Source organism: Sporolactobacillus sp. THM19-2 (assembly GCF_004153195.1).
In the GTDB taxonomy this organism is placed as follows: domain Bacteria; phylum Bacillota; class Bacilli; order Bacillales; family Sporolactobacillaceae; genus Sporolactobacillus.
Map to the genome: position 1 here is coordinate 72,027 of NZ_SEMC01000002.1, position 14,399 is coordinate 86,425.

General features: G+C 49.8%; 14 protein-coding genes and 1 riboswitch. Of the genes, 5 read left to right on the forward strand and 9 right to left on the reverse strand.

Going from position 1 to position 14,399, the window contains the following annotated elements:
• Positions 1 to 8: 8 nt before the first annotated feature.
• From EWH91_RS02195 to EWH91_RS02230, 8 genes are all read right to left on the reverse strand, one after another.
• Positions 9 to 1,550, reverse strand: a complete 1,542-nt coding sequence (locus EWH91_RS02195) for an ABC transporter substrate-binding protein (protein ID WP_129928386.1) — start codon at positions 1,548 to 1,550, stop codon at positions 9 to 11.
• A 74-nt stretch (positions 1,551 to 1,624) separates the two neighbouring features.
• Positions 1,625 to 3,232, reverse strand: a complete 1,608-nt coding sequence (locus EWH91_RS02200; RefSeq protein ID WP_129928387.1) for a gamma-glutamyltransferase family protein — start codon at positions 3,230 to 3,232, stop codon at positions 1,625 to 1,627.
• Between the two features lie 272 nt (positions 3,233 to 3,504).
• Positions 3,505 to 3,954 (reverse strand): Lrp/AsnC family transcriptional regulator, encoded by a 450-nt coding sequence (locus tag EWH91_RS02205; RefSeq protein ID WP_129928615.1) that lies wholly within the window; start codon positions 3,952 to 3,954, stop codon positions 3,505 to 3,507.
• Between the two features lie 284 nt (positions 3,955 to 4,238).
• Complete coding sequence (gene spoIIQ / locus EWH91_RS02210; protein ID WP_129928388.1) at positions 4,239 to 5,120, reverse strand: stage II sporulation protein SpoIIQ; 882 nt, start codon at positions 5,118 to 5,120, stop codon at positions 4,239 to 4,241.
• Positions 5,121 to 5,466: 346 nt separating this feature from the next.
• Entirely contained in the window at positions 5,467 to 6,468 is a 1,002-nt protein-coding gene (gene spoIID, locus EWH91_RS02215) for a stage II sporulation protein D (RefSeq protein ID WP_129928389.1), read from the reverse strand.
• 399 nt (positions 6,469 to 6,867) lie between these two features.
• The gene (murA, locus tag EWH91_RS02220) at positions 6,868 to 8,202 is read right to left on the reverse strand and encodes a UDP-N-acetylglucosamine 1-carboxyvinyltransferase (protein WP_129928390.1); all 1,335 of its coding nucleotides are present in this window, start codon (positions 8,200 to 8,202) and stop codon (positions 6,868 to 6,870) included.
• Positions 8,203 to 8,281: 79 nt separating this feature from the next.
• Positions 8,282 to 9,022: a YwmB family TATA-box binding protein gene (locus tag EWH91_RS02225; RefSeq protein WP_129928391.1), complete on the reverse strand. Its 741-nt coding sequence runs from the start codon at positions 9,020 to 9,022 to the stop codon at positions 8,282 to 8,284.
• A gap of 103 nt (positions 9,023 to 9,125) precedes the next feature.
• On the reverse strand, positions 9,126 to 9,359 hold the full coding sequence (locus EWH91_RS02230; protein WP_129928392.1) for a DUF1146 family protein: 234 nt from the start codon (positions 9,357 to 9,359) through the stop codon (positions 9,126 to 9,128).
• A 319-nt stretch (positions 9,360 to 9,678) separates the two neighbouring features.
• Here EWH91_RS02230 and EWH91_RS02235 point away from each other — a divergent pair, with 319 nt between their 5' ends.
• The 5 genes from EWH91_RS02235 to thiE all read left to right on the forward strand — a co-directional run bounded on the left by EWH91_RS02235 (position 9,679) and on the right by thiE (position 13,280).
• Positions 9,679 to 10,227 (forward strand): peroxiredoxin, encoded by a 549-nt coding sequence (locus EWH91_RS02235; RefSeq protein WP_129928393.1) that lies wholly within the window; start codon positions 9,679 to 9,681, stop codon positions 10,225 to 10,227.
• Positions 10,228 to 10,286: 59 nt separating this feature from the next.
• A riboswitch (TPP riboswitch) is annotated at positions 10,287 to 10,394 on the forward strand.
• A 136-nt stretch (positions 10,395 to 10,530) separates the two neighbouring features.
• The gene (gene thiW / locus EWH91_RS02240; protein ID WP_129928394.1) at positions 10,531 to 11,037 is read left to right on the forward strand and encodes an energy coupling factor transporter S component ThiW; all 507 of its coding nucleotides are present in this window, start codon (positions 10,531 to 10,533) and stop codon (positions 11,035 to 11,037) included.
• Positions 11,034 to 11,840 (forward strand): bifunctional hydroxymethylpyrimidine kinase/phosphomethylpyrimidine kinase, encoded by an 807-nt coding sequence (gene thiD / locus EWH91_RS02245; RefSeq protein ID WP_129928395.1) that lies wholly within the window; start codon positions 11,034 to 11,036, stop codon positions 11,838 to 11,840. Before thiW ends, thiD begins: the two co-directional genes overlap by 4 nt.
• Positions 11,837 to 12,658, forward strand: coding sequence for a hydroxyethylthiazole kinase (gene thiM, locus EWH91_RS02250; protein ID WP_129928396.1), 822 nt, complete (start codon positions 11,837 to 11,839; stop codon positions 12,656 to 12,658). The genes thiD and thiM overlap by 4 nt, the downstream gene beginning before the upstream one ends.
• Positions 12,639 to 13,280 (forward strand): thiamine phosphate synthase, encoded by a 642-nt coding sequence (thiE, locus tag EWH91_RS02255; RefSeq protein ID WP_129928397.1) that lies wholly within the window; start codon positions 12,639 to 12,641, stop codon positions 13,278 to 13,280. The genes thiM and thiE overlap by 20 nt, the downstream gene beginning before the upstream one ends.
• Here the strand turns inward: thiE and EWH91_RS02260 are convergent.
• The gene (locus tag EWH91_RS02260) at positions 13,265 to 14,230 is read right to left on the reverse strand and encodes a nuclease-related domain-containing protein (RefSeq protein ID WP_129928398.1); all 966 of its coding nucleotides are present in this window, start codon (positions 14,228 to 14,230) and stop codon (positions 13,265 to 13,267) included. The genes thiE and EWH91_RS02260 overlap by 16 nt on opposite strands.
• Positions 14,231 to 14,399: the final 169 nt, after the last annotated feature.

The following is a 14,399-nucleotide window of genomic DNA, read 5'->3' on the forward strand; positions in this document are numbered from 1 at the left end:
CCCCGCTGTTATTTAGATGAAATGGTATCAGGACGAATCATTGTATCCGGATAATGTACAAATCCATCAACGTTCTTCTTCATCGCTTTAAAGTCATTCGGATAATAGATAGAAATGTATGGCGCGTCTTTCCACAACTGTTGTGAAATTTTATGGTAGAGTTGTGTGCGTTCCTTCTGAGAAGTAACCGAACGCGCCTGGTTCAGCCATTTATCCACCTGTGGATTTGAGTATCCCATATCGTTATTTCCGCCATTTGTTATGAACCAGGAGTATATTGTTCCATCCGGATCAATTCTGCCGCTCCAGCCGATGTTGATCGCATCAAAATTATGTTCTATTCCCTGCTGAATCATCGTACCGAATTCAACCATTTCCAGTTTGACTGTGATGCCAATGTTTTTCAGCATTGATTGAATCATCTGTCCCAATTGCTGATTCTGCGCGCTTCCAGACGGTATTTTCAGTGTGAAATGAATATTTTTCAACCCTGATTCCTTGATAAGCTGTTTCGCTTCAGTCACGTCTCCGTCCGGTACTTTTATACTCGAGTCATGTGCCCAGCTTCCCGCTGGAATCGGACTCGTTGCCGGGGTTACATAATTATGGAAAATAACCTTTGCTATAGATTTACGGTCGATGGCCAAATTAATTGCCTGACGTACTTTTACATTATCCAGCGGTGCTCGATGCACATTCAACACAAGCCCCTGGAACCCGATGGCATCTTTTTCATCGATTTTGAGATTTGAATTTTTCTTAACTGTATCAATATCTTTGTAGTCAACAGTATTCACAAGGTCCAGGTTACCTGAAGTCAGGTTTGTTAATCTCACGTTGCCATCGGCGAACGGACGATAGACAATCGTTGGTGTTTTCGGCTTGCCGCCCCAGTAATCTTTGAATGCTTTAACCGTAATATGATCCTGTTTAACTCGTTCAACGAACTGATAAGGACCTGTTCCGACTGGATGGTTTGAGAAGTTTTCCCCCTCTTTTTTAACTGCTGTGGGCGAGAGCATCATACCCGAACGGTCTGTTAAAATAGCCAGAAGCGGCGAGAAGGGTTGCTTCAGCGTTAACTGAACTCTGTAATCATCGAGCACTGTTACTTTGCTGATTAATCCAATTTCTGAAAGTCTCGGAGAAGCCATTTTCGGGTCAAGTTCTCTTTCAAAGTTGAACTTTACAGCTTCCGCATTAAACGCTGTTCCATCATGAAATTTAACATCTTTTCTCAGATCAAATGTATAAGTCTTTCCGTCTTTTGATATTTTCCAGCTGGTTGCCAGCTCAGGTACGATTTTCCCGTTTTTATCAATGTCTACCAGTGAATTGTAAATACTCTGATAAACCTGTCTGTCAACTGCCGCCGATGATTTTTGCGGATCAAGCTGCGGCGGATCATTGTCCAGTCCAATGACCAGTTGTTTTTTTGTTGTGCCGGTTGCAGACTCTCCATTGTCGCCATTGTTGCTTCCACATCCTGAAACGATGACAAGCAGGAAAGTTAATGATAAAATAAGGAAACTTTTCAGTCTTAATCTCATTCTGTTGATCCTCCCTGTATATGAATTGCATGGGTAATCTGAAAATTAAAAACTTAATGACTGCATGCCGGACATCACCAGGCGGCTACCACCCCGTCCGCCCGGGATTCAGTGCCACCGACGAGCACGCCGGTCTGATTGTTGCGCCAGATGATCTGGCCGCGCCCAAACGATCCGGAATCGGTGGCTACTCTGATATCGTGTCCCCGTCTTGCCAGTGCCTGAGCAATAGGGTTAGGAAAGGTCGGCTCAACCAGAATGGTTTGTCCGCTCATCCATTGCCATCTGGGCGCGTCGAGTGCCGCCTGCGGGTGCAGGTGAAAATCAATGGTGTTGGTGAGTACCTGCAGGTGGCCCTGGGGCTGCATGAACCCGCCCATGACACCGAACGGGCCGACAGCTTCACCATCTCTGGTCAGAAAGCCGGGTATAATTGTATGATAGGTTTTCTTCCCCGGGGCGAGTGCGTTCGCGTCATCAGGGTTCAGGGAAAAGGTATGGCCCCGGTTCTGCAGGGCGATGCCGGTCCCGGGAACGACCAGTCCGGAGCCGAAGCCCATGTAATTGCTCTGAATATACGAGACCATGTTGCCTTCGCCGTCAGCTGCAGCGAGATAAACAGTTCCCCCTTTGGGTAAGGTACCGGGCAGAGGCTCCAGGGCCTCGCTTCCTATCCGTTTGCTGCGGGCAAGAGCATATTCGTCTGACAGTAACGCGGAGACTTCATCGTGCATGTCACGTGGGTCGGTGATATATTTTTTCCCGTCTGAAAAAGCAAGTTTCAGTGCTTCTATTTGTTTGTGGTATGTTTCTATTAAATTCTGATCCGGATAGTTCAATTTTTTCAGAATGTTTAAGGCGATCAGTGCCACAATTCCCTGTCCGTTCGGCGGCAATTCCCAGACATCATACCCTCGATAATTGATGGAAACGGGATCGACCCAGTCCGGATGATAGTTTTCCAGATCGGATTTTCGGATGAAGCCGCCGTTTTCTCTTGAAAATTTGTCTATTTTCTCGGCAAGTTCGCCTTTGTAAAAAGCTTCTGCCCCGGTCTCCGCTATGCATTCAAGTGTCCGTGCATGATCGGGGGAACGCCATAATTCGCCCGCTTTCGGTGCCCGTCCATCCGGCGCAAAAGTCCTGAACCAGGGCTCAAACATCTTATTGTGAAAAGACGCTTTAAATTTTTTATAAGAGATATTCCAATACTTCGCGAGACCTGCCGAGAGTGGATAACCCTTCCTTGCGTATTCGATGGCAGGTTTTAACACCTCCGTCAATGGTAGTCTGCCAAATTTAGCCGAACAGGCTGCCCATGCTGAGGGAGCGCCGGGGACCATGACTGGTTCGAATCCGTGTGCGGGCATTGAATTGTATCCTCTCCGTTTGATCGCATCGATTGAGATCGACTCTGGAGCAACCCCGCTGGCATTTAATCCATGGAGCTTCCCCTTTGTCCAAATCAGAGCGAATGCATCACTTCCGATCCCATTGGAGGTGGGTTCAACAACGGTCAGACAGGCTGCTGTCGCTATTGCTGCATCGATCGCGTTACCTCCTTTTTTAAGGATATCGAGGCCGGCCTGTGCAGCAAGCGGCTGAGCTGTTGCCACCATTCCTTTATTTCCGAAAACCGGTGCTCTTCTTGAGGAAAATGGCTGATACTCAAAATCAAACATCCCTGATAAGCTCCTTTATCATAATATTTCGTTAACTATTAGACAGGATATAGAACATATAAAGTAACAAACGGAACCAATTTATGACATTATGTGTCTATTATTAATTAAACATGTCATAAATATTAACACATGTAAAATCATTAGTTCTGATTATATGACTTTATGTTCTATGATTCAATACATTTTTCAAAAAATTATAATGGCTTTTTTAGCCCTGCTGAACTTTGGACCTTTCCCTTCATGCTTATTGGTTTCCATATGTTCCGGTTTTACAGTTTCAAGCCTGTCCGGCTTTTGAACCTCCGCAGCAAAATGTGACTGTTTACTCTCGTTATCCCCTTCATTGAATACAACTCTTTATTTGTGAAGTTTTCCAGCTGATGGAAATCTTCAACAAGAACATGCACATGCAGCATGCTCGGCCCTGTCATTTGATAGCAGCTGGCGACGCTCGGATTGCCGGCCAGTTTTCTGGCTACAGAAATCAAGGCTGCAGGTTCGCATTCCACTTCAAAAAAAGCGGATACCGTCTTCCCGGCAAGCTCAGAATTAATGACCACGCTGAATTTCTCGATAATTCCGTCTTTTAACATTTGATGTACACGTTCCCGAATGGCTACTCTTGACAGGTTCAGTTTTTTCCCAATGTCGACATATGACATTCTTCCGTCCTGAGTCAGACAATCCAGTATTCTCCGGTCTGTATCATCCAGTTTCATCTGCTTCTCTACTGTCGAACGCAAAGTGGATGTTACCGCATCCACCAGGCCCCCTGATTCAACAGTCAATTCCTCCTCGGGCTGCACTGAGGCTGTGTAAGTTTGTTTATGCTGCTCATGAACAGAACTAAGACAATGTGAAAGTATATTCTCTCCTTTTTCACATAATCCCTTACTTTTGTCAAGATATCAACTATTTACAAACATTTTGGTAGAATTAATGCAAAAAAGCGATACGCGTTCTGCGTATCGCCGAATGTTGGTATTTACTTGTGTTCAGGGGATCAGTTTTCACTCTGGTCGATGGATTCGCCTTCAGACCGGTTTTCCATTGACTTGCTGCTGTCGGATTTGCCCTTTTCCTCGGATTTGGACGGGGCTTCCTTTTTTGCCGGGGCTTCCGGTGCCTTTTCTTCGAACTTCGTTTTTTCTGCGGCAGACGGCTGACCTGAAGTCTTCTGAGCACCGACAGTTACTGCTTTAACTTCTGATGCTGCCTTGTCCATGTAGACTTCGGGGTTTACCGGAATGCCGTTCTTACGAATTTCGAAGTGGGCGTGAACCCCCATCGGCTTGTTAAATGCCGATGTGCCGGCAGTGCCGAGGGTTTCACCCTGCTTGACTTCCTGTCCCAGTTTGACGTCGAGTGAGGTCATACTCTGATAAAGCGTTTCAACGCCGTTCTTATGCTTCAGTGTCACGGTGTAGCCGAGGAGGCTGTCCTTCTTTGCTTCTGTTACTTTGCCGCTCATCGCCGCGTTGACCGCGAAAGCCTGTTCATCTTTCGCACCAATGTTGATGCCTGTATTTTGGGCGTATGTGTTGTCATAGTTTACGAGAGCGGCTTGCTGTTCCTGTTCGGTCCCGTCTGCATCATAGAACGGCTGAATGACTTCGGTGTCGGCTTTTGCGGCCGGCCATTCGAAGACTTCTTCACCCGCATTCAGCGGAGCGGACGGATCATCCTGGTTGAAAACGACACGGTTCTGTTCTTCGGTGTCCTTCGCCTGATCGGCGCCTCTCATCTGAAAAAAGAGAATGCCGGTCAGAATCAGAGAGGCCACGCACAGATAGAGTGCGGGATAGAACCATCGCCGTCCGGCAAGTCTGCGCAGGCCGGACTGTTCTTTTCCCTGCAGCTTCTTCTGGTCTTTGTTTTCTGTCACTTAATATCACCTCAGCAATCATTCTGATCAGATTGCCGGTGATCTATACCTGTTTTCTTAAAAAATTGCTTTTTGCCGGATAAAATAGCTATTTTCTGAGATTTATCCCGCCTAAGCGGGCCATACCCCCAGGGTTATGCATGCTCAGGTGGCCCGCAGCAGTCCGATGGGGTCGACGATTTGCTTGGATTGCGCGCAGACTAAAAACGAGGGCGGCCTGTACGCCTGCACGAACACATTGGCGGGGGTCGATACTCCGGATGAGGCGCTCTATGGGCGTCCCCGTCGCAACGCCTGCTCAGGCACGTCCCTGTGCGTCGAACCCCCCCTTGATTGACGTTTCACTTTATTTCCGGACAAGAGCCTCATTCGGCCGAATCGTCATCTTACTGATCCGGGTTCCCGGATAATAATAGGTCACGATCTGGTCGGCCTTCTTTCCTTCACGGGCCATCCCTTCCGCCCCATACTGGCTCATGCCGACACCATGCCCGCTGCCGACGGTACGCGCTGTCACCGTATTCCCTTTTCTTTTCAGGGTGAAGTCAGTCGAGCTCAGCCGGAGCTTCTCCCGGATCTGCCGGCCTGTGAAGGTTTTGCCGCCGATCTGATATCGGGCCACACGACCTGTCTCTGTTTTTTCAAGCGTTTTCCCGGCACTGCGTTTTCCCAGTGAAACGCCGAGTGCCTGCTCCACTTCGGCAACGCTTAATTTTTTCTCATTGTGAAATTTCGGCGACAGCTGATCCCAGGGACTTGCAACAGACTTCAGATAGGGAACGTCTCCCGACCAGTAATCTTTGGCATTTTCCGTCCGGCCGTTGGCTGTTGAGAAAAAAACAGGCGAGATCAGTTTCCCCTGATAAGTAATGACCTGATTCTCCGTGTCGCTGACCGCCTGCTTCACTTTTTTTATTTTCCAGGCGTAATCCTTACCCCACAGGCGTTTCAATTCCGCCGTGCTGTGGTACACCTGATTGGCCACCGTGTCGCTGACCTTCGCCTCCGGATTTTCCATGATCCGGGCCATAATGTAGGTGCGGGCGGCGAGCGCCTGTGCTTTCAGAGCTTCCAGGCGGAATTTCGGCGGCATTTCCGAGCCAACGACACCGATCAGATAATCATCGAGCACGATGCGCTCCGTATGTTTTGTTTCCGAACGGACAACGGAAACCGTAATGGCCGGCGGCCGGGCCACCGTCTGTGATTCTGTGGACCGGCTGACCGGAGAGGCAGCAATGTCCTGAACCTGTTCTTTCGATTGACCGGAGAAGGGCAGGACGACCGCTGAAGGAATGATCAGTACGGCGAGTGCACAGATGATAAGCAGTGTGGCGATTTTTTTCATGGGTCTCCTCCGGTGGTCGGATTTTGTTCCGCTGTAAGAAACACCAGCTTTTCTTTAGATATCCTATGCCTGTTTACCGGAAGACAGAACCCGCCGGTCCGCCATGAAAAGGGTATAAAAAAATTCAAATGACATACAATCCTCATTGAGCGCAGTGGTTTTTTTCAACCCGCCCATTCCGCCTCCTGACGTTCCGCGTTCATGATATGTTCCGTTTTATCAGGTTATGCTTTTTTTCGCGGGACAGGAAGGAATTTCCGCTTCTTCCGGAGAAGGGTATAAAAAAATCGGCCATGATAGCCGAAATAGATAATGTAGCCTCGCTGATCTTTCAGCAAATTAAAACATGAAAAAAGGGCGATTGCTGTCGCCCCGGGTGTTCTTTTAATGAACCGGATTTCAGGCAAATTTGGGTTTGACGCTGCGCTGCGGTGATTCACTTTCGGCCGTTGCAGGGATCAGCTGTCCATCTTCACCGAGACGGACACGCTCGATATCTGCGCCAAGCGCCCGAAGTTTCCCGGTCAGATCCACATAACCACGATCAATGTGGTGCAATCTTCTGACCCGGGTATAGCCACTGGCAGCCAGTCCGGCAATGACCAGCGCCGCCCCGGCCCGAAGATCTGTTGCGGCCACTTCGGCACCCTGCAGGTCACAGTCCCCGCTGATGACGGCTGAACGTCCGTCAATTTTAATCGAGGCATTCATGCGGCGAAATTCTTCGACATGCATGAAACGGTTTTCAAAGACAGTTTCAGTGATTACGGATGTCCCCTTTGCTTTCAGCATCAGTGCCATGAACTGCGGCTGAAGGTCGGTCGGGAAACCGGGGTGCGGCATGGTCTTGATGTCAACGGCCTTCAGACTGTCCGTACCAATGACCCGGACTCCTTCCGGCTCTTCGTTAACTTCTACACCGGCTTCACGCAGTTTGGCAATCAGCGGACGCAGGTCTTTAATATCCGAATCTTTAATCAGCACATTGCCGCCGGTAATCGCTGCCGCGATCATATACGTGCCGGCTTCGATCCGGTCAGGCAGGATCGTGTGTTCCGCGCCATGCAATTTTTTCACACCATGAATTGTGATTCTGCCGGTTCCGGCCCCGCTGACACGGGCACCCATGGCATTCAGATATTCAGCCAGGTTGACGATTTCCGGCTCACAGGCGGCATTTTCAAGCACGGTTTCCCCTTCCGCGAGAGATGCGGCCATGATAATGTTTTCCGTGGCACCGACACTCGGGAAGTCGAGATAAATCACGGTTCCCCTGAGTCTGCCTTCAACCTCTGCTTCGATGGAGCCGTTGCCGATACGAACTTTTGCCCCCATGGCTTCAAAGCCTTTCAAGTGCTGATCGATCGGCCTGGACCCGATCGCGCATCCGCCGGGCAGGGCAATTTTTGCATGCCCGACCCGCGCCAGAAGCGGCCCCATGACGAGGAATGAGGCCCGCATTTTCCGAACATATTCAAAAGGGGCTTCTGTATAGGGCTCTGCTGCGGCATTCACCATGATGGTCTTATTCTGATAATTAACCGACGTGTTTAAATAACGTAAAACTTCATTAATTGTGTATACATCAGCAAGTTCCGGTACATTATATATTTTGCTTGTTCCCTCACTCGCCAGCATCGATGCGGCAATAACCGGGAGTACGGCATTTTTAGCGCCTTCAATTTCAACTGATCCGGATAGCCGTCTGCCTCCGTGAACAATAATCTTCTCCAAAACTTTTCCCCTCCGCGTCCATTTATATCTCTTCGCTCATCCGGAACAACCGTGCCGCGTTGAATGCTAAATCTGATCATCAGTACTCCTGCGTGATGATTGGTGTGCCGACGGTGATAACAGTCCGGTCTCTGTCATCCCGCAGTGCAACCTGAATGTTCATTTTCTTATTTCCAGAATTTATGCTATCGTTCCATGCCCTAGTATATGCTGAAATTGATACAAAGGTTTTTTCGTAAAAAGCCTCGGTCGCGCCGGCGGAAAAAGTCCTCAGAAAGTCATTTCCGGCCTCGCGTAAGCCAGACTCCATTTTATCATTGCTGTAGGCTCTGACACAAGAGAAAATATGCCCTTGCGAAAGGAAAATTTTTGTGATATCGTCGCGAATGTTTCGCTCCTGTTCTGTCCATTGCGGGCGGCTGAATGCGCCCGCTCCGGACTGGTAAATAATACCTATCCTGTATAACTTTCCAGCCGGCCAGGCCATATAAGACACACGGGTTTTCAGACCGGACTTTTCTTTCGATCCTGTCCAGCTGATCACGCCGTGCTGCTTTTTCTCCATGTGCCACGCGTATTCGGGCTCTTTTTCCCTGATTTGTTCGATTCTTTGGGCGAATTCCGTTTCAGTCATCAGGTCTGCCTGCTGCTCGCGGGCATAAACATTCCACCCGGTTACCGTCGCCTGCCTGTCAAGTGTTTCAGCAAACAGCGCCACCCGGTCAATCGGATCGATATCCTTCTTTACGCTCTCAGCACCTGCCGGAAAGGCCGGCAGGAGCAGACTTAAAAAGATGATACACAGGACTTTTTTCTTCATCGTTTTGCGCCCCTCTCCTGTTCTCAGTATTGCCTGCCAAGAGAGAAGGGCATACGTGGTACTTTTCGTTATTTTTCGCGCTCTTGCAACATCTGTTTCACTTTTAGCCGTAGATCTGTGGCAAAGTCATCGACCAGTTGACGTAGTCCAGAAAGAAGCGGGCCACCGGATAACTGACGGCGAGGGCCAGCAGAATATACAGCATTCGTGCCTGCAGACTTTTCGGATGTCTGAATAAAAGGTCAAATTTCAGGCTCTGAAGGGCCCACCAGGTTAAAATGAAGACAACGATGTGAACGAACAGACTGATCAGCGCCTGTAAACCGACTTGACTCATTATTTCTGTCACCTGCCCCGTATGCTGTGATATCCGCACTTCTCGGGCGGAGGCGGGGTCCGCATCCATCACCTGCTTGTCATATTCCTGTAACATAAATTTAATCTAAAATAAACCTTTCCTTGTGAATATTTTAACGCGGTTTCCATAAAATAACCATACTTTTTTCGATAATCGTTTATTCCGAATTATCTCTTACATAATGAAAATTTAATCAGTTCAGAACGGTTTCATATCGTTGTCCATCTGCTTTTTTTTGTGCTAAAACAGAATACAGGGAGTGTAACAACCCCTGCATCTTATATAGGAGGTTTTCCATATGGCGGAACGATTAGTCAGTGCAAAGGCACCACAATTCAAACTGGATTGCGTCAATCCGGACGGTTCATTCGGAAAGGCGGATCTTGAGGAAAATATAAGGAACGGCGTTTGGACGGTTTTCTTTTTCTATCCAATGGACTTTACCTTTGTCTGCCCGACAGAAATTACAGCGTTCAGCGATCGCTATGAAGATTTCAAAAAACTGAACGCAGACATTATCGGCTGCTCCTGCGATACCATTTATACCCATCAGCAGTGGATGAAGACTTCACGCAAAGAGGGCGGAATCGGTAAGATCAATTTCCGCCTCGCTGCCGACCATACCCATGAGGCAGCCGAAAAATACGGCGTTCTGATCGAAGAGGAAGGCGTTGCCCTGCGTGGTCTGTTTATCATTGACCCCAGCGGCAACCTGCGCTACTCGGTTGTCAATGATAACAACATCGGCCGCAGTGTCGATGAAACGCTGCGTGTTCTTCAGGCGCTGCAGACCGGCGGCATGTGTCCGGCCAACTGGCAGCCTGGTGACGATACGCTGCATGTGTGATCAGGAAGCTATTGCACAAACCGAAGAGCTGTGTTAGGTTTTATATGTAAACAATTTCATGCTTATACTAGGGGAGCCGGCGGCCGGCTGAGAGTAAGACACTAGGTCTTTGACCCTTTAAACCTGATCTGGGTGATGCCAGCGTAGGGAAGTATGCTTCAATCAGATGATAAACGCAGACCAGATGTAACTGGGCTGCGTTTTTTGTTTAGAGAAAGTCCTTTGTGGTCTCTGTCGGTGCCTGCAATATGCTTCATTTTTCCATGGCCGCCCGCTTTCGCTGCCTGTCTGGAGGTGATCTTTATGAAACCGCTTTACAAGATGACCCTGTCCGCACTGCTTGTCGCAGTCGGTACACTTGCGGGTCATATACTCTACATCCCGCTCGGTGTCACGCGTATTTTTCCTGTTCAGCATATTCTTAACGTACTTGGTGCTGTGATTCTGGGTCCCTTCTATACCGTGGGCAATGCGTTTGCCATCTCGCTCCTGCGTAACCTTCTGGGAACCGGATCGATTTTTGCTTTTCCGGGGAGCATGATCGGGGCGCTTCTTGCCGGACTGATGTTCATCTGGCTCAAAAGTCCGTTCGCCGCTGCCGTCGGGGAAATTTTTGGAACCGGTATCCTCGGCGCCCTGGTTTCCTTTCCGATTGCCCGGTTCGTCCTCGGGCAGGATCTGGCCGCCGGATTTTTCGTCATTCCGTTTCTTCTGTCAACGACCTGCGGCAGTCTCATCGCCTGTGTCCTGTTGAAAACTTTCGCTTTGAATCCACGTCTGTCACATTTTTTAAAGGGGGCTAGAAAATGAGAACAGCTTTAACAATTGCCGGATCGGATTCCGGCGGCGGTGCCGGCATTCAGGCCGACCTGAAAACTTTTTCCGCACTCGGCGTCTTTGGCATGAGCGCCATCGTCAGCGTGACGGCGCAAAATACACTCGGCGTGCGGGATGTCGCGGATCTTTCACCAAAAATAATCGGTGAGCAGATGGATGCCGTTTTTCAGGATATCCCGGTCGGTGCGGTAAAAATCGGTATGGTCTCGAACAGTGGAGCGATTGACCGGATTGCAGAAAAGCTCAGCTTTTATCAGCCGGGATGGATTGTGCTTGATCCGGTGATGGTCTCAAAGAGCGGGTACGACCTGCTGAAGCCGGAAGCCCGGAAGACCCTGACTGACCGACTTCTCCCGCTTGCTTCCGTTGTTACGCCGAATCTTTTTGAAGCATCAAAACTGGTCGGCCGGCGTATTGACTCGATAGACAGCATGCACGAGGCGGCGCTGGAAATTTTTCAGATGGGGCCGAAAAGTGTGCTTGTAAAGGGCGGACATCTGCTCAAAGAACCTGTGGATGTTTTCTATGACGGCCGGCAGTTTCACACCTTTGAAGGCCGGCATATTGACACGAAAAATACCCACGGGACCGGGTGCACCCTCTCCTCAGCGATCGCTGCTTACCTCGCACGCGGCAAGCAGCTGAAAGAGGCTGTCGGACTGGCTAAGGACTATGTACAGGGGGCTATCGAGCATAGCCTCTCGCTCGGCCACGGATTTGGGCCAACCCATCACTTTTATCGCTGGTATCCGGAAAGCGAGGTGCTGCAGAAATGATCTCAGCAGAAAAGTTGTATCACAGCTTTTTGAAAATTCGCGAGGAGCGCCCGCTGATTCACCACATTACCAATGCGGTAACGATCAATGACTGTGCCAATGCCACGCTCGCAGTCGGCGCAAGCCCCGTTATGGCAGACAGTCCGGACGAAACGGCGGACATGGCCGCCCAGGCCTCAGCTCTCGTGCTGAATATTGGCACCCTGACTGAAACGTCCATTACCGCGATGATACGCGCCGGGCAATCCGCCCACCGCTGCCAGGTGCCGGTTATTTTCGATCCGGTCGGTGCCGGATCCACGCCGTTTCGCAGGCAGACCGTGTTCAGGATCCTCGATGCCGTTCATCCCGACATCATATGCGGTAATATGTCGGAAATAAAGGTGCTTGCCGGGATGGAGGCACGATCCCGGGGCGTGGATGCCGGTGACAGGATGGATCATGCCGGGAAAATTGCCCGTGACCTCGCGCGGCGTCTCGGTTCAGTGATTGCCATTACCGGAGCCGCGGATGCGGTCTCTGACGGCAGGCGGACGTTCATCCTGCATAACGGAGTCGCCCGGCTTGCTTCGGTGACCGGCACCGGTTGTATGACCGACTCACTGATCGCCGCCTTTGCCGGGGTTCTCGAGGACCGACTGGAAGCGGCCGTCTGTGGGATCATAACCATGGGGCTGTCCGGTGAAAAAGCGGAGGCCTTACTTGCGGACGCGGACGGGATCGGCACATTTAAAGTGCGCCTGTTTGACGCCTTTTCGACTCTTGATGCACATGACTTTTCAAAGGGGGCTATTGAAGATGGCCGTGTCGAATCCTGATTATACCCTGTATCTTGTGACCGGGCCGTTTGATCCGAAAGCAGCAGATTTATATTTTCAGAAAGTCGAGGAGGCGCTGCGCGGGGGCGTCACCCTGCTCCAGTTGCGGGAAAAGACAGCTTCTTCAAGAACGATGTTTGAGGTAGCCTGTAAGCTGAATTCCCTCGCCGACCGTTACCATGTGCCGCTGATTATCAATGACCGGGTGGACATTGCCCTGGCTGCGGGCGCGGACGGCGTTCACGTCGGGCAGGAGGACCTGCCGGCGGACAAGGTCCGGCAGCTGGTCGGCAGTGAAAAAATCGTCGGCGTCTCGGCCTCAACCGTTGCGGAAGCCATCCGGGCAGAGAAGGACGGTGCAGATTATATTGGGGCAGGCAGCCTGTTTCCCACCCGCTCGAAGTCGGACGCGACACGCGTCTCGGCCGATGTGCTGCATGCCATTCGCCAGGCGGTCGGCCTGCCGATTGTCGGAATCGGGGGGATCGACCGGTCAACGCTCAACCAGATTGACCCGAACGACATCGACGGCGTGGCTGTGATATCGGCAATCTGGTCACAGGATGATACGCTGAATGCCGCCAGGGCCCTGCGTGATCAATGGAATCATGTCGGGAGATGATAGAGGGTCCCTTTCGTACTGCCAGTTGCCGGCAAGTTCATTTTTTGCAGCATTTTTCTCGTAACCGATTCTGATGCTATTCTCAGGAATGCCCGGCATTCCTGATTTGTTATTGTCGATTTGAATAACAGAGCGTAATGCTTCAGCGCTTCTGCGTGCGCCGTTTTTGACCGATGATGGCATATGGGACAGTGCCACTGTCCCATTTTCCATATCATGCCATATCTTTCACACTTGGGACACTGGACACCTGTTACAATCTGATTTGGGAGAACGTGATAGACTTCAAATACATTTTGCACCAGTTTTTCATGCGCATCATTTAAATTTTTTTCCATACGTATCATCTGGGATCGGGTGAATACCTGTTGGGGGTGTTTTTGTGTCAGGGCAGTGAGTCTCTGGGGAACTCTTTCGATGAGACATGCGTTTTTGAAAAAATTTTCATCGGCATCCTCGACGTCAAGAATCACATTAGGGGAACTGAAAATAATTTGTTTTTCAACAGGGACACTCGGCCATTTCCGGTAACGGAACCATTCCTGCAGCTGCTTATAATGCCGTTCAGCCTGAGTGACCGGATCTGAAAAACGTTGCAGCTCCCCAGTGGGCGTCTTACGTGTCATCTGGTGTAATTTTGAGTGAATTTTTACTATACCTGAAATGTGCTTCACTTCCAGCATCAGAAGGGTACCTGGTGTAATCACGATCCGGTCAAGTTCAAAATGATGAAGTCCATCATTCAATCTGAGATTCTTAATGATTGCTATGTCGTCGCGAGGCATATAACTAAGGTGGTAATCCACCTCCCTCTCGCCTCTGTGTCCAGTGAGATAGTAATTCAATTGTTGCTGTAATTCTTCTTTTTTCTTTGCCGGACCGGTGAATCTGGCCACCAGTGCCTGAAGCTGGCGAACGTGGTAGGGCAACTCATCAGACGGTTTCTTCATACATTCACCTCTTTCTATAAGGTAAGATTCGACCCTGTTTGACCCTGTTTACAAGATTCGACCTGAAGGAACAAAATCCTTTTCCTTTTTCCCATTTTTACAGTTCATTTTATTTTCAGTTCAACCTTTGTTCACATTTACAGGACTGGATTCTTGCGTGAAAGCTGTG